This is a genomic window from Lutispora sp. (assembly GCF_041687175.1).
Classification (GTDB): domain Bacteria; phylum Bacillota; class Clostridia; order Lutisporales; family Lutisporaceae; genus Lutispora.
In genome coordinates, this window is the sequence record NZ_JAWLCK010000001.1 from 26,127 (window position 1) to 41,073 (window position 14,947).

Genomic DNA, 14,947 nt, shown 5'->3' on the forward strand with positions numbered 1-14,947 from the left:
TCATATAACTCCTAAACTTTTGAGTAAAATTTCAAAAGACTTTTCGTCTGGTATAAGAAAAAAGTTCCCTTTCACTCGATTTAAGCCTTCTATAAAATCTGTCTCAATTAAAAGCACATGATCTCCTACTTGACCAAAAAGTATTACAGGAACACTCATTATTGCCCCCGCCATATCTATAGCTAGTGATGGAATTGAAACTGTCATTTTAAGCCCAGTTAAAGTTGATATAGATGATAGATAAGAGCCAGCTAGTATATTACCTATTTCTTTTAATGCAGATACTTCTATCTCGTCAAATTCCATACTTGTCTCATTTTTGCTCATAAGCCAATTGATCAAAGTTCGTGAAGAATTGTTATCCATCAAGAACATGATACTGCCACTGATATCACCGCTTACATTAAAATAAATACCTGATACTATTTTTTCCGGCCCCCCTACCAGTTCTGCCACTTCTTTGAACTCAACAATATTCACCTTTGGAACATTCATGTCTATGCGTTTAGAAACCATTTTAGATAGTGCTGTAATAGCATTACCTGCACCTATATTTCCAATCTCCTTTAATACATCGATTTGCTCACTATTTAGGTCATTTATACTTATTGCCATAAACTCACCTCCGTAATATGGCTCTAAGCATTCAATAGCTTTTCTACATCCAATAATGTAATTACTTTATCATCAAGTTTCCCTATTCCATATATATTGCTATTCTCTTTGCTGCCTAAGGATTCTGGAGGAGCCTCAATCATATCACTATTAATATCTATTACTTTTGAAGCTGAATCAACAATGAGACCTACATCCATATCATCCACATATACAATAATAATTCTAGTGTTTTCACATTCCTCTTTCTTTTTCAAATTAAATCTTTCACGCAAATCTATTATAGGAACAATTTCACCTCTTAAATTTATAACCCCTTTTACATAAGAGGGAGTTTTCGGTACCCGGGTTATATTACTCATTTTTTCAATAGTTTTCACTCTTAGTATATCAATTCCGTACTCTTCATCATCTAACTCAAAAACTACAAATTGCTTGTTATGATCAGCATAACTCATAAGTGTACCCCCTAAATCATTGAATTTGTATCTACAATAAGAGCTACTTGTCCATCTCCCAGTATGGTTGCTCCTGCAATATTTCTGATGCCAGCTAAATATTTTCCTAAAGACTTAATAACTATTTCTTGCTGCCCAATAAGGCTTTCGACAATAAATCCAGAAGTTTTGTCTCCTTTCTTAACTATCACCACAGTCAGTTCGTTTTCATCCTCAGCATAGTCTTTAACATCAAGTACGTCTGCTAATCTTATTATAGGAAGAACTGAATCTCTATATAAAACTACTTCCTGCCCTTGGACATTTCTTATTTTATCTTTTTCAATAGATGTAATTTCCTTAATGGAGTTTAAAGGAATGGCATATTTTTCACTTCCTATAGTTACCAATAAAGCCTGAATAATAGCTAAAGTAAGGGGTAGTCTTATCATAAATTTGCTTCCCTTATTATTAAAGGACTCCACCTCAACAGTTCCGCCTAAGGATTCTATCTTTGTTTTAACAACATCTAACCCTACTCCTCTTCCTGAAATGTCAGATATTACATCAGCTGTGCTAAATCCTGGATGAAATAATAGCTCCACCGCCTCCTTATCACTCAATCCATCCGCTTCAGATTTGTCTATAAGCCTATTATCTATAGCTTTTTTCTTTACTTTAGCTATATCAATACCTTTTCCGTCATCTTCAACTTCAATAACAACACTGTTACCATCCTGATATGCCCTCAAATAAACATTTCCAACTGCTTTTTTATTATTATTGGCTCTTTCAGTCTTATTCTCAATACCATGATCAATAGCATTCCTTATTAGATGTATAAGAGGATCGCCTATTTCATCAATTACAGTTCTATCCAGCTCAGTTTCTTCTCCGCTTATATTGAGGTTCACTTCTTTATCCATTTCCCTTGATAAATCTCTTACCATTCTCGGGAATCTATTAAACACTCTTTCTATAGGTACCATTCTTACTTTCATTACTGCATCATGTAAATTAGTTGTTATTCTTTCAAGGTATTCAACAGCTTCTGACATGTTTTGATTTTGTGAATCTGAATCAATACCTTCTAATCTCGTTTTTATAATTATTAGCTCACTGACAAGATTCATTAGATTGTCCAATCGATTAATATCAACCCTTACTGTCTTTCCCATCTTGTTCTTCTTAGCATGATGCTCCTCTTGTTCTTCTTGTTCTTCCTTTTCTATTTTGGCTTCTTGAGTAGCAGCAATTTCATTTGACGTAGCAACTTCCATAGAAACCAGATTGGTATACTCTTCTACTATTGCTTCTTCAATTTCTGATATAGACTCCAAATCCTTTTTTATCTTATCTTTATTCTCATTGGTTACAATAGCTATTTTAAAACTATTATCAAATTTCTCATCTTCAATATCTTCTACTGCTGGGGAAGATTTGAATATCTCTGCATACTTTTCAAGGCTCTTAAAGACAACAAAAGCTCTAGCGGATTTCAGCATACAGTCCTTAGTTAATATAATCTTTATCTTAAAAACTTTCATTCCTTTAGCCACTGCTTGTCCTACTAAATTCTCATCATATTGGTTGAATTTAAAATCATCCATATCATTCTCTTTATTTTTTTCTTGCTCTGAATCATGAGATATACTATTGCTATTTAATAGATTTAACAGCTTCTTTTTCAAAGGTTCTATACTTCTTTGATTTTCTTTTCCATTTTCTGAGATATAGTTAACAGATTCCTCTAAAAAATCCAGGCATTCAAATAATACATCCATAATACCTGCATTTATATTGATAAGACCATTTCTCACAGCATCGAGAATATTCTCCATGTCATGAGTCAAATTCATCATGGAGTCATAACCCATTGTACCTGCCATACCTTTTAAAGTATGAGCAGATCTGAATATTTCGTTTAGAATATTATTGTCATTGGGATTGCTCTCAAGGCTTAAAAGGTTTTGATTTAAATTTTGTAAATGTTCTTGAGCTTCTTCAATGAAAATTTCTAGATACTGATTAATATCCATAATTATACCTCCATATAATAAAACTACAACATTCCTTTTTTTAATAGTTTTCTTTGCTCTTCATATATATACTTCATCAGCAGGTTTCTAGCCTTTTTATTGATTTCACTAAACCTTACTCCGTATTCATATAATCCAGATTTATCTGCATTATACTGTTTGCGAACTATAATACCTTTAAGCTTTAAACCTTTATTAATACCAATATCAATGATCAATTCCAATAAGTCACTTTCTTCCATCTCCTTCTTTGTACAGAACATAAGGCCACCTTCGCTTATATCAAGTAAAATACCTTCATTATATTTTGGCATCTCTTCTTCGGAATCCTTTAAATTATTAATTATTCTATATTCAACAGGTTTTACAATTTTCAATCTGTAGAAATTTCTTCTTTGTATTCTTATCGGTTCAGATACTACTTTAAGCCTCATAATAGGAATGTTTTCATATTTTTTTTCCACAACCACAGCTTGAAACTCAAATACTGCATCTTGTTTTCCTATCACTAATATTAATTTCTCACCGTTAATGAAGTATATAGTTTTGTTTTTATGGATTGGAAAAGATATCTCAATTATTTCATCCTCACAAATATCAGTTATTTGGCTTACATATATGTGTTTATTTGATTTGTCCATAGCTTTTACATTTACTTTATCTCCTATACTAAAGATCTTGCTTAATGGCTGCATATACTCCACCACTCCCTTTGCTACTTAAAAAACCACTTTAATTTATTAACAAATAGTCTTATACCGTAACCATATTCGATTTTTCTGTCTTCGATACAAATCAATGATTTAGCTATAGAAGAAATATCTAAAGCAGCAGCAGACTTTTCAAAGGTAATTACAAAGGGTTGTTGTAATTTTACTGCTTTTGGTATGTTAGCATCATTGCATACAAATCCTAACTTATCGATTGAAATTCCTAAGAACTTTAAACAAACTTGGTACAACTTATCAAGAGTATTGCTTGCCTCTGTTGGATTATCAGCCTTATTAAGAAGAAGACTTATCTTTTTTGATTTATCTTTTTGTGCGATAACTTTTATTAAAGCATAAGCATCTGTTATTGCAGTGGGTTCTGGCGTTGTTATAACTATCACCTCTTTAGCAGCATAAACAAAGCTAAGTACTTGGTCTGATATCCCTGCTCCCGTATCTATGAATATAATATCAGCTTCTTCATCAAGCCTTCCCAACTCAATGAGCAAATGGGCTAGCTGCTCTTTGTTAATTTTTATCAAATCTTGAAGACCGGATCCTCCTGATATGAATTTTACACCACCTGGTCCTTCTTCTATTATTTCATGAATATTTCTTCTGTTATTAATAACATCAGAGAGATTGAAATTAGGTGTTTTGCCTAGTACAATATCAACATTTGACAAACCTAAATCTGCATCTATTACAATAACCTTAAGTCCTAATTGGGATATTTTAATTGCTAAATTTATTGTTATATTAGTTTTACCTACTCCGCCCTTACCACTGGTAACGGTTATAACTCTGGCATTCCTTCTGTTTGCTACAGCTCTTTCAGGTACAATAGTTTCCTTATTATCGCTAGTTATATCTGTATTATTTAGTTTATTTACTATACTTCTTAGTTTAGCTGCTTGATCTTTCATAAATCCTATCACCTAATAGCGCATTAATAATTTTGCTTTTATTTGCCACTTCTATATCATCAGGAACATTCTGACCATAAGTCAAGTATGATAAAGGTCTTTTTGTAATATATGAAGTATTTAATAATATTCCATAAGTTGAAGTTTCATCTAACTTTGTAAATAATAGATTATAATCTTCAAGAAAACTATAGCTGTTTAATATATCACGGCAATCCTTCATTTTTGTTCCCGCACTCATGACAAGGTATATTTTGCTCTCCATATGAATATCTAAAAGATGTTTCAATTCTGCTAATTGATATTTATCCTTGTGACTTCTGCCTGCAGTGTCAACCATAATAATATCCTTATCTTTGAATCCTTCCAAAGCAGTATTAAACTCTTGAGGAGAATATATTACTGATAAAGGTATACCGATTATATCACTATAAGTTCTCAATTGTTCAACTGCGGCGATTCTATATGTATCAGATGTAATAAAGCCTACTTTTTTATGCATGGATAATGAATATAATGCTGCTAGTTTTGCCATGGTCGTTGTTTTTCCAACACCAGTTGGTCCGATAAAAACTATTACTTTCTTATCATTGTTATCTTCTTCTTTCTTCTCTGTAGTTATATATTCTGATAACAAATTATATATAAAATCCCTAATAAAATCTTCATTATTTTGCAGGTCCATAGTTAGCTTTTCAATTTTTTCTATAATATTATCTATTATCTCTTCATCCACTTCTTCATTTCTCAATCTGTTTACATATTCTCTACAAAGCTCTGATAGATTCTTTTCATCTGCTTTTATGACTTTATAGACCTTATTTAACATTGTTTTTATTTCATTAAACTCATTATCTATAGGGCTTTCTTCTTTATTATTTATCAGCTTAAGCTCTTTCAAAAGCTTCTCACTTTCCCTAGAATTATCACTTTCTTTTATATCATCTTCCTTCATAGTTGAATAATTTTTACTATGATTATCCAAAACTCTTTCATATTCATCTATAGCAGCCACTACTTCTATGACAGGTTTAGAAAAAAAGCCTCTTATACCTTTCTTTCTTATCTTTCTAGTATTTATTATTACAGCATCTCTCCCTAACTCTGCCTTTACTTTTTGATATGCATCTTGTACATTATCTCCTATATACCTTTTTACTTTCATTATATATTCACCATCCCAATAGATTGAACTTCAATTGAAGGATCTATCTCGTTATAAGATAACACTATTATTCCAGGTGAGACCCCTTCAGCAATTCGCCTAAAATACATTCTTACTGACGGCGAAGTAAGAATGATAGGTTGCTCACCCATAGACATGAATTTTTGTATCTCCTTCATAAGGTTTTTGGCAATCATTTGTGTTACATTAGGGTCCATAGATATATATGTACCATAGTCAGTCTGCTGAACCGAGTCTATTATGGTTTGCTCCAGTTCCTGCCCAAGAGTAATTACTCTAGCTTTATTACCATTTATAAACCTTTTAGTTATGGATCTGCTCAAAGACTGCCTTACATATTCTGTTAATATATCTGTGTCTTTGGTCAATACTCCATAATCCGCCAATGTTTCCATTATAGTGACTAAATCTCTTATTGAGATGTTTTCCTTTAACAGATTAGCCAATACTTTATGTATTTCACCAAGACTTAATATCTTTGGCAATACTTCATCTACCAAAGCCGGGTAAGTTTCTTTCAAATTATCAAGAAGCTTTTGCACTTCTTGTCTTCCAAGTAGTTCCGCAGAATGGGATTTGATTATTTCTGTCAAATGAGTAGCTATAATTGATGGAGGATCCACTACTGTGTAGCCCATCATCTCTGCCTTTTCTCTTTGTCCTTCACTTATCCATATAGCAGGTAACCCAAAAGCTGGTTCTATTGTCTTTATACCTTCTAAATCGCCTTCAGCAGTACCTGGATCCATAGCCAGATAATTATCAAACATTATTTCGCCACTAGCCACATCTGTGCCTTTTATTTTTATAATATACTCATTTGGTTTTAATTGAATATTGTCTCTCAATCGTATAATCGGCACTACTATACCTAAATCAAGTGCGCATTGTCTTCTTATCATAACAAGCCTATCAAGCAAGTCGCCACCTTGGTTCGCATCAACCAGAGGTAAAATGCCATATCCAAATTCCAGTTCGATAGGGTCAACCTGAAGTAAAGACATAACATTCTCCGGCTTTCTCATTTCATCGGCTTCATTATCCTGATATAATGATTCTTCTTGCTTTTCTGCTTCTTTCATGATTTTGTCTAGATTGTATGCCATAAAGGATAATAATCCTGAAAGAATAATATTGGGCAATGCAGGTAAGCCTGTAAAGGCTAATAAGAATAGTACACCGCTTGCTATGTATAAAGCCCTGGGTTGTGAAAATAACTGCTTGGTCATCTCACTTCCAAGATTTGATTCAGATGCTGCTCTTGTTACGATTATACCTGTTGCTGTAGATATCAATAGTGCAGGTACTTGGGTTACTAAACCATCTCCAACAGTCAAATTAGTATAAATTGAGGCTGCTTCAGCCATTTCCATTCCTTTTTGTAAAACTCCTATTACAAATCCAGCAGTTATATTTATAATAGTTATGATAATACCTGCAATTGCGTCTCCTTTTACAAATTTACTTGCTCCATCCATGGCACCATAAAAATCTGCCTCACGTTGAATCTTTTTTCTTCTTTCTTTAGCTTCAACTTCGCTGATCAGGCCTGAATTTAAATCAGCATCTATAGCCATTTGTTTTCCAGGCATAGCATCTAAAGTAAATCTTGCAGAAACTTCAGCAACTCTCTCGGCACCTTTTGTTATTACCATAAATTGAATTACCATGATTATAAGATATATCAAAATACCAACAATGATATTCCTTCCAATAACAAAATTACCAAAGGCTTCTATAACATTGCCCGCATCTGCGTTGCTAAGAATTAATCTGGTTGAAGAAATATTCAAAGATAGTCTGAATAAGGTAGCAATTAGGAGCAAAGAAGGAAATATGGAAAACTCTAGAGGTTCTTTAACATACATTGAGATAATTAATATAATAAGCGATAAAGATATATTTATAGTAAGCAGCAAATCCATCAATAAAGTAGGTATTGGGACAATTATCAATAATACTATTGCTATAACTGCTATAGCCACTACAATATCTCCAAACTTAAACAACGCTGTTTTCCTCCTACTTATTCTTTAAACTGTATACAAAAGCCAATAACTCAGCTACCGCTTGATACATTTCGACAGGTATTTGCTGACCAATATCTGTAGTATTGTATAAAGCTTGAGCTAAGGGCTTATTTTCAATAATGGGTACATCCGACTCTCTAGCCTTATCTTTTATTCTATGTGCGATTAAATCTTTCCCTTTTGCTATGACAATAGGTGCATCAGAAACATCTGCATCATATTTTATCGCCACTGCATAATGAGTAGGATTTGTGATTATTACATCTGCTTTAGGTACTTCAGCCATCATCCTTCTAAGAGATAACTGCCTTTGTTTTTCTCTAATTTTTGATTTTATTTGAGGATTACCTTCTACTTGCTTATACTCTTCTTTTACTTCCTGCTTTGACATTCTGAGATTCTTTTCATACTCCCATAACTGATAACCATAATCGAACACTGCCAAAACAAGTAAAACTATAGCTGATCTTATTCCAATGGTTATTATTGCATTCCCTACAAAGGTAACCGAAGTACTAAGCTCCATGTGCATAATATTAGCAATCATCATATAATTGTCTCTTATAAAATCATATATAAAATAGCCAATCAGCAATATTTTAAAGGTGGCTTTAAAAAGCTCAACCAGTGAATTCTTAGAAAAAATTCTTTTCAATCCTTCAATTGGATTCAACTTATTAAAATTAGGCGTTAATGGTTTAAAAGAAAAAATAAATCCAACTTGTAAATAATTTGCTAATATTGAAGCAAAAAGTGCTATTAATAAAATAGGTAATACTATTGACATAAATGACCATATGCATTGAATGAACATATGCTGCATATCCCCTGGCTTATATAGATTATCTACATCAGCAAATATTGTTAGAAATTTACTCACTATATAAGTCAAACGATCATATATATATCCGGATAAAACCTTTATGCACCAAAACATCAGAAGCAATAATATGGCAGATACAACTTCCCTGCTTTTTGCTACCTGGCCCTTCTCTCTTGCTTCTCTTCTCCTTTTAGGGGTAGCCTTCTCTGTTTTTTCTTCAGAAAAGAGAGTAAGACATATAACAAAGTCATCCAAATCTATCATCCTTCGATCATGCTCTGAATAATGATGCCAATAAATGCAAATAAACTATCAAATAAGTAATCTAAAGTCTTAGAAAAACCTGGCAAAATAATTAATAATACCAAGAGTCCCATCACAATTCTTAATGGCATTCCTACCATAAATACATTCATCTGAGGAACTGTTCTTGCCAATATTCCCAAAGCTACCTCGGATATTAAAACAGCGGCTATCACAGGGAATGCTATTTTCACAGCCATCAAAAAAGTTTCAGTAAAAATCCCTATCAGATTATTAATCATTTCTTTCGTAAAAAACAAGCTATTTATTGGTACAATATTGTAGCTTTTAGCAATAGCTGAAAAGAGTATATGGTGCCCATCAGCATATATAAATATTAAGGTTGCAAGTATATACAAAAAATTTCCTATAAGAGGAACTTGTATATTGCTTTGGGGATCTAATACATTGATCATGCCAAAACCGATCTGTGTATCAATTATTTGCCCTGCTACAAACAATGCTGAAAAAACCATATAGCTTACATATCCAATAATAACTCCCACAAACAATTCCTTAAAAATAATCTGGGTAAAATCTATGAAACTTGTATATTTTATAACAACATTACCTAGTAAAGGAGCAATAATAAAAGTGGTGAATAAAGCTAGTCCTATTTTTAAATAAGAAGGCATGTTCTGCCTTCCGAATATTGGACTTATAATGAATAATGAGGTCATTCTTATGAAAACCAATAGATATATAATAAATTGATTCATAATTACATCTGTTGTGTTACTCATTTTTCTACCTTATATATGTATGTATATTTTCATATAGATTTATTGTAAACTCAGTTATCATATTGCCCATCCATGGGCCAAAAATTATTAGTGTCAATAATATTGTTATAAGCTTTGGTATAAATGAAAGAGTTGCTTCCTGTATTTGGGTTGTAGCCTGTATAATACTGACTAACAGGCCTACTAACAAACCTAAACCCAAAATGGGCGCTGAAATCATTACCGCAAGACTAATGGCTCTTTGGGCTACATCCATTACTATACTTTGATCCATAAAAACACCTCATTAATTTGACTAAAAGCCTAATATTAAAGATCTAACAATAAGATTCCATCCATCTACCATCACAAATAGTAATATCTTAAAGGGCATGGAAATCATAACTGGAGGTAACATCATCATACCCATTGACATTAAAGTGCTGGCAACTACCATATCTATTATTAAAAAAGGTATGTAAAGAAAAAATCCTATTTGAAAAGCTGTTTTTAGCTCGCTTATTATAAAAGCAGGAATTAATGCTCTTGTTGGTATGTCGTCAAGGCTTACTGTACTGTCAAGTTGACCAAGTTTTAAAAATAATGCCATATCTTTTTCCCTTGTATACTTAAACATAAAGTTTCTTATAGGCTTCATTGCACTCTCTATAGCCTCTTCTTGAGAAATTTGTTCTTCCATAAAGGGCTTTATGGCTGTATCATTTATTTCAGTGAATACAGGAGTCATAATAAAAATAGTTAAAAATAAAGCGAGCCCAATTAGTATTTGATTCGAAGGCATTTGCTGAGTTCCTAAAGCACTTCTGGTAAAAGACAATACTATAACTATTCTTGTAAATGAGGTAAGCATAATCAGTATAGATGGTGCTAACGACAAAATTGTAAGTATAAACAATATTTGTAAGCTTAAAGCAACCTCCTGGGGTGATTCAGCAGCTTTTACATTTAAATCGATATTAGGTATTGGTAAAGCTGGTTCAGCATATACAAAGCATCCTACCATCAGTGCAATTATAATAAAAAATAATAATTTTTTTAAAACTCTTTTATTCATTTCCTTTATTCCCTTTGATAATCTTATTGAGCTTCTTAATATTATGTTTAATACTGTTTCGACCACTAAATATATTTGTATTGTCATAAGCATTGTCCAAATAACTATCAAAGTCGCCATAGCTATCATCATTAGTAATTTGCTCTTTAAAAGATTCATCTGCAAGCTTGTCTACTAAACATATACCTTTTTGACTGCTTGATATTAAGTAATATTCATTGCATACTTTTATAATATGCAAATGTTTATCATTCCCTAATGCTAGAGTCTCAATAAGTTTCATAAATCTATTTTTCCCTGAAGCTCTTCTGCCAATAAATCTGGAAAAATAATAACTGATACCTAATACTATGAAGAATACAATCAAGATGTAGATCATTTTCAAAAAACTCATAAAACCATTTGATTCGTACAATCCATCCATAGCTTTAACTTAATACCTTCTTTACTGCTTCAATTATCCTCTCAGCTTGAAATGGTTTTACAATAAAATCCTTTGCACCCGCTTGAATGGCTTCTATTACCATTGCTTGTTGTCCCATAGCAGAGCACATGATAATTTTTGCTGAAGGATTTATTTTTTTTATTTCCTTAACAGCCTGTATTCCGTCTACTTCAGGCATAGTTATATCCATAATTACAAGTTCAGGAGAAAGTTCTTTATATTTTTCAACAGCCTTTAGCCCATTTTCAGCCTCTCCAGCGATTGTAAAACCATTCTTAACTAGTACGTCTTTTATCATCATTCTCATAAATGCAGCATCATCTACAATTAAAATACCATTAGCCATTCTATATCCTCCTAGTCCTTACTAATATATTATAACATTATACTTTCTTAAGTCTTTTACTGGGACTCACAATATCGGTTATGCGTACACCAAAGCTCTCATCAATAACAACTACCTCAGCTTTAGCAATAAACTTTCCATTTACAATAACATCTACAGGCTCGCCTGCAAGCCTATCTAGTTCAACAACAGTACCAGGTCCAAATTCTAATATATCTTTTATCAACCTTTTTGTTCTCCCTAGTTCCACTGTTATTTCAAGTGGAACATCCATAATCAAATCAATATTCTCTTTATTACTATTTATATTATCTTTATCAAATTCTTCAAATTGTACAGGTTGAATCTGAACATGATGCATATCAGTCTTTTTTGCTTCTGGAATATCGTCATCATGTCTTACACTTTTATCTACTATTCGACTTTTATCTGGTAATTCCTTCTTATCTATTTCTATTTCTTCATTATCTGCTTTAGGATTTAGTAAGTCCTTCACCATTTTTTTTGCAAAATCTACAGGTATAAGCTGCATTATCTCACTATCAAGAACACCTTCAACTTCCATTTTGAACGCGACTCTCACAATTGAATCATTGAAACTAAACTTCATAGGGTTCGATTCTTTAAAACTCATTAAAAATGCTTTCGGTGGAGATATGTTGATACTCTTGTTAAATATACTGGATAATGAAGTAGATGACGAGCCTATCATTTGATTCATAGCTTCACCTATAGCACTTAAATGCAAATCATTTATATCTCCTTCAATATTATGACCGTCCCCACCCATCATCAGATCCGTAATTATTTTTACATCCTCTTCTTTAAGAATTAATAGATTAGAGCCTTCAAAACCCTCAGTAAATTTAACCTCAACTGCTACATAAGGGATAGGATACTCCCTCACTAAATCATCCCAAGTCATTACACTAACCTTTGGAGTAGTTATAGTAACTTTATTATTCAACAGCGCAAATAAAGTTGTGGCTGATGTACCCATGCTAATATTACCAATTTCCCCTATAGCATCAACTTCTTCCGGGGTAAGAACCGCATCGCTTTGATTGTTTCCTCTTAATAGAGCATCTATTTCTTCTTGTGTAAGCATATCACTCATCTGCCTCATCTCCTCTCTTCTCTATTCTAGTAACTTTAACCGCAACTTTATTTTTCTTCAATCCAGGATAACAGTAGAATTTCAGATTATTTCCTATAAAGACTGCCAATTCTTCATTTATTGGCTTGTCTAATAAGACAACATCCCCTACCTGAAGGTTTAATATATCTTTTATACTCAAAACAGCTTTACCCAAAACTACACTTAAGGGTAAGTATGTCCTCTCTATTCTTTTCTCCAAATTTTGCATTTCACTTGCTGAAACTTCCTTTGTAAGGCCAGAAAACCAGAATTTAGTTGTAAGTTTCGCAATAATAGGCTCAATAACTATATGAGGTATACATATATGAATTGACCCTTCTACAGATCCAATCTTCACATTTAAAGTTACTAAAGCTATGGTTTCATTAGGTGACATTATCTGGGCAAACTGAGTATTTGTTTCTATATTTTTGAGTTTAGGCTTTAGCTCAGCTACATTTTTCCATGGGTCCTTGTATAAGTTTAAAACCTGATTAAGAACCTTTTCAATAATAGTTAATTCTATCTCTGTAAATACACGATTCTTTTCATAGACCTGCCCAGCTCCTCCTAGAATTCTATCTATCATTGTAAAACTAATTGTCGGACTTATTTCTAATAATATTGACCCACTTAGTGGCAAAAAATCAACTACCCCAAGAGTAGATGGGTTTGGCATTGAGTTGCTGAACTCATAATAAGTTAGTTGATCAACCGAAACAACCTCTACTTGAACTAAAGATCTCAAATACCCTGACAAATATGTCTGCAAAAGTCGTGAAAAGTTATCATGTATCATCTGCAGAGTCCTTAACTGGTCCTTTGCAAACTTATTTGGTATTTTGAAATCATATGTTCTTACTTTTCTTTCTTCTTTTTCTTCTTTGATTTCTTTTACATCTAATTCTCCAGTATTTAACGCATTTAATAAAGCATCGATTTCAACTTGTGATAATACTTCGGTCAATAGTTGCCACCTCCTGTTATTGGATTATGAACTCATCGAAATATACATTAAGCACCTTTTCAGTGTTAAGTAGTTTCCTGGTTACATTTAATATTTCCTTTTGGAGATTCGATTGACCTTCCGACCCTTTTAAGTCTTCTTCGGTTTTTCCCCTTAGAAGCAGATTTATCTCATGTCGTATCTCAGGGTTTCTTGCTTTTACAATTTCTTGTATTTTTGAGTTTGAAAGCTCCATCTTAATGGTGACTTTAAGTATCCTATTACTATCTTTTACATTGCTTATAAATGATTCATCGAATGAGTACATAATAATATTCTTATTTATTTTTAAAGATTCTTCTTCTCCTCCAATGTTTTTTTGCATAAAAAACACTGTTAACCCAAATGTTATAACTATAATTAATATAATAACTATAATAAGTAAAATATTTTTCTTTATCAACTTCAACCCTCCATATTAATATAGGTTAGGTTAGTTCCCATTTGACTCAGAATTTATAATCACAATATCCACTCTTCTATTATTCTGCCTTCCTTCTGCAGTGTCGTTTGTGTCTATTGGATGGTACTCGCCGTATCCAACAGCTGATAATCTCCATGGCTCAATATTTCTAACTTCAATCAAATATTTAAGCACATTCACAGCCCTTGTAGTTGAAAGCTCCCAATTTGAAGGAAACTTTTCCGTATTTATAGGTACATTGTCTGTATGTCCTTCAATTCTAATGTTTTTACCACTTTCCATTATTACATCAGAGATCATTTCTATGATATACTTTGCTTCATTCTTTATCTCTGCTTTGCCGGAATCAAACAGTGTTGCATCTAATAATCTTACAAGCAATCCTCTCTCATCAAGAATAAGGGACACACTCTTTTCCAAATTATTCTCTTTAATAAAATCGTCCATTTGCTCCTTTATTCTTTTAAAATCATTTTCCTCATCCCTTGTGTCTCCAGGAAAAGTATTTATAAGAGGGTCTACCTGTACAATGACTCCTGAATCCAACACACCCAAAGAACCTTGCATAGATTGTATAATAGCCTTAAACTTATTGTTATCGATTGTAGAAAAAGAGAATAACAAAACAAAGAAACAAAGCAATAAAGTTACAAGATCTCCATAAGTGGTCATCCATTCTGGGGAGCCTTTGTTGCTATCTTCAGGCTTTCTTCTTGCCATTA

General features: G+C 32.6%; 17 protein-coding genes. All 17 read right to left on the bottom strand.

Annotation, left to right across the window (positions count from 1 at the left end; genetic code table 11):
* From ACESM9_RS00150 to ACESM9_RS00230, 17 genes are read right to left on the bottom strand one after another with little or no spacing between them, the layout of a single operon-like run.
* A complete protein-coding gene (locus ACESM9_RS00150; protein WP_372994044.1) occupies positions 1 to 615 on the bottom strand; it encodes a chemotaxis protein CheC in 615 nt (204 codons plus the stop codon).
* A 23-nt stretch (positions 616 to 638) separates the two neighbouring features.
* Positions 639 to 1,073 (bottom strand): chemotaxis protein CheW, encoded by a 435-nt coding sequence (locus tag ACESM9_RS00155; RefSeq protein ID WP_372994046.1) that lies wholly within the window; start codon positions 1,071 to 1,073, stop codon positions 639 to 641.
* An 11-nt stretch (positions 1,074 to 1,084) separates the two neighbouring features.
* The gene (locus ACESM9_RS00160; protein WP_372994048.1) at positions 1,085 to 3,091 is read right to left on the bottom strand and encodes a chemotaxis protein CheA; all 2,007 of its coding nucleotides are present in this window, start codon (positions 3,089 to 3,091) and stop codon (positions 1,085 to 1,087) included.
* A 23-nt stretch (positions 3,092 to 3,114) separates the two neighbouring features.
* A complete protein-coding gene (locus ACESM9_RS00165) occupies positions 3,115 to 3,786 on the bottom strand; it encodes a flagellar brake protein (protein WP_372994050.1) in 672 nt (223 codons plus the stop codon).
* A gap of 20 nt (positions 3,787 to 3,806) precedes the next feature.
* Complete coding sequence (locus ACESM9_RS00170) at positions 3,807 to 4,727, bottom strand: MinD/ParA family protein (protein WP_372994052.1); 921 nt, start codon at positions 4,725 to 4,727, stop codon at positions 3,807 to 3,809.
* On the bottom strand, positions 4,708 to 5,892 hold the full coding sequence (gene flhF / locus ACESM9_RS00175; protein ID WP_372994054.1) for a flagellar biosynthesis protein FlhF: 1,185 nt from the start codon (positions 5,890 to 5,892) through the stop codon (positions 4,708 to 4,710). Before flhF ends, ACESM9_RS00170 begins: the two co-directional genes overlap by 20 nt.
* Positions 5,892 to 7,922, bottom strand: coding sequence for a flagellar biosynthesis protein FlhA (gene flhA, locus ACESM9_RS00180; protein WP_372994056.1), 2,031 nt, complete (start codon positions 7,920 to 7,922; stop codon positions 5,892 to 5,894). Before flhA ends, flhF begins: the two co-directional genes overlap by 1 nt.
* Positions 7,923 to 7,935: 13 nt before the next feature.
* The gene (flhB, locus tag ACESM9_RS00185; RefSeq protein ID WP_372994058.1) at positions 7,936 to 9,021 is read right to left on the bottom strand and encodes a flagellar biosynthesis protein FlhB; all 1,086 of its coding nucleotides are present in this window, start codon (positions 9,019 to 9,021) and stop codon (positions 7,936 to 7,938) included.
* Between the two features lie 5 nt (positions 9,022 to 9,026).
* Positions 9,027 to 9,812 carry a flagellar biosynthetic protein FliR gene (gene fliR / locus ACESM9_RS00190; protein ID WP_372994060.1) on the bottom strand — a complete coding sequence of 262 codons (786 nt, stop codon included), beginning with the start codon at positions 9,810 to 9,812 and terminating at the stop codon, positions 9,027 to 9,029.
* Positions 9,813 to 9,816: 4 nt separating this feature from the next.
* The gene (gene fliQ / locus ACESM9_RS00195; protein ID WP_372994062.1) at positions 9,817 to 10,086 is read right to left on the bottom strand and encodes a flagellar biosynthesis protein FliQ; all 270 of its coding nucleotides are present in this window, start codon (positions 10,084 to 10,086) and stop codon (positions 9,817 to 9,819) included.
* A 21-nt stretch (positions 10,087 to 10,107) separates the two neighbouring features.
* Complete coding sequence (fliP, locus tag ACESM9_RS00200; protein WP_372994064.1) at positions 10,108 to 10,866, bottom strand: flagellar type III secretion system pore protein FliP; 759 nt, start codon at positions 10,864 to 10,866, stop codon at positions 10,108 to 10,110.
* Positions 10,859 to 11,245, bottom strand: a complete 387-nt coding sequence (locus ACESM9_RS00205) for a flagellar biosynthetic protein FliO (protein ID WP_372994066.1) — start codon at positions 11,243 to 11,245, stop codon at positions 10,859 to 10,861. The genes fliP and ACESM9_RS00205 overlap by 8 nt, the downstream gene beginning before the upstream one ends.
* Before the next feature lie 49 nt (positions 11,246 to 11,294).
* On the bottom strand, positions 11,295 to 11,657 hold the full coding sequence (locus ACESM9_RS00210; RefSeq protein WP_372994068.1) for a response regulator: 363 nt from the start codon (positions 11,655 to 11,657) through the stop codon (positions 11,295 to 11,297).
* Between the two features lie 37 nt (positions 11,658 to 11,694).
* The gene (gene fliY, locus ACESM9_RS00215) at positions 11,695 to 12,774 is read right to left on the bottom strand and encodes a flagellar motor switch phosphatase FliY (RefSeq protein ID WP_372994070.1); all 1,080 of its coding nucleotides are present in this window, start codon (positions 12,772 to 12,774) and stop codon (positions 11,695 to 11,697) included.
* Complete coding sequence (gene fliM / locus ACESM9_RS00220; protein ID WP_372994072.1) at positions 12,767 to 13,762, bottom strand: flagellar motor switch protein FliM; 996 nt, start codon at positions 13,760 to 13,762, stop codon at positions 12,767 to 12,769. Before fliM ends, fliY begins: the two co-directional genes overlap by 8 nt.
* Before the next feature lie 16 nt (positions 13,763 to 13,778).
* Positions 13,779 to 14,204, bottom strand: a complete 426-nt coding sequence (gene fliL / locus ACESM9_RS00225; RefSeq protein WP_372994074.1) for a flagellar basal body-associated protein FliL — start codon at positions 14,202 to 14,204, stop codon at positions 13,779 to 13,781.
* Positions 14,205 to 14,234: 30 nt separating this feature from the next.
* A complete protein-coding gene (locus tag ACESM9_RS00230) occupies positions 14,235 to 14,945 on the bottom strand; it encodes an OmpA family protein (protein ID WP_372994076.1) in 711 nt (236 codons plus the stop codon).
* Positions 14,946 to 14,947 lie beyond the last annotated feature (2 nt).

Excerpts from the sequence above, each read along its gene's own strand:
- ACESM9_RS00150 (WP_372994044.1), bottom strand. The coding sequence starts at position 615 with ATGGCAATAAGTATAAATGACCTAAATAGTGAGCAAATCGATGTATTA.
- ACESM9_RS00155 (WP_372994046.1), bottom strand. The coding sequence starts at position 1,073 with ATGAGTTATGCTGATCATAACAAGCAATTTGTAGTTTTTGAGTTAGAT.
- ACESM9_RS00160 (WP_372994048.1), bottom strand. The coding sequence starts at position 3,091 with ATGGATATTAATCAGTATCTAGAAATTTTCATTGAAGAAGCTCAAGAA.
- ACESM9_RS00165 (WP_372994050.1), bottom strand. The coding sequence starts at position 3,786 with ATGCAGCCATTAAGCAAGATCTTTAGTATAGGAGATAAAGTAAATGTA.
- ACESM9_RS00170 (WP_372994052.1), bottom strand. The coding sequence starts at position 4,727 with ATGAAAGATCAAGCAGCTAAACTAAGAAGTATAGTAAATAAACTAAAT.
- flhF (WP_372994054.1), bottom strand. The coding sequence starts at position 5,892 with ATGAAAGTAAAAAGGTATATAGGAGATAATGTACAAGATGCATATCAA.
- fliR (WP_372994060.1), bottom strand. The coding sequence starts at position 9,812 with ATGAGTAACACAACAGATGTAATTATGAATCAATTTATTATATATCTA.
- fliQ (WP_372994062.1), bottom strand. The coding sequence starts at position 10,086 with ATGGATCAAAGTATAGTAATGGATGTAGCCCAAAGAGCCATTAGTCTT.
- fliP (WP_372994064.1), bottom strand. The coding sequence starts at position 10,866 with ATGAATAAAAGAGTTTTAAAAAAATTATTATTTTTTATTATAATTGCA.
- ACESM9_RS00205 (WP_372994066.1), bottom strand. The coding sequence starts at position 11,245 with ATGATCTACATCTTGATTGTATTCTTCATAGTATTAGGTATCAGTTAT.
- ACESM9_RS00210 (WP_372994068.1), bottom strand. The coding sequence starts at position 11,657 with ATGGCTAATGGTATTTTAATTGTAGATGATGCTGCATTTATGAGAATG.
- fliY (WP_372994070.1), bottom strand. The coding sequence starts at position 12,774 with ATGAGTGATATGCTTACACAAGAAGAAATAGATGCTCTATTAAGAGGA.
- ACESM9_RS00230 (WP_372994076.1), bottom strand. The coding sequence starts at position 14,945 with ATGGCAAGAAGAAAGCCTGAAGATAGCAACAAAGGCTCCCCAGAATGG.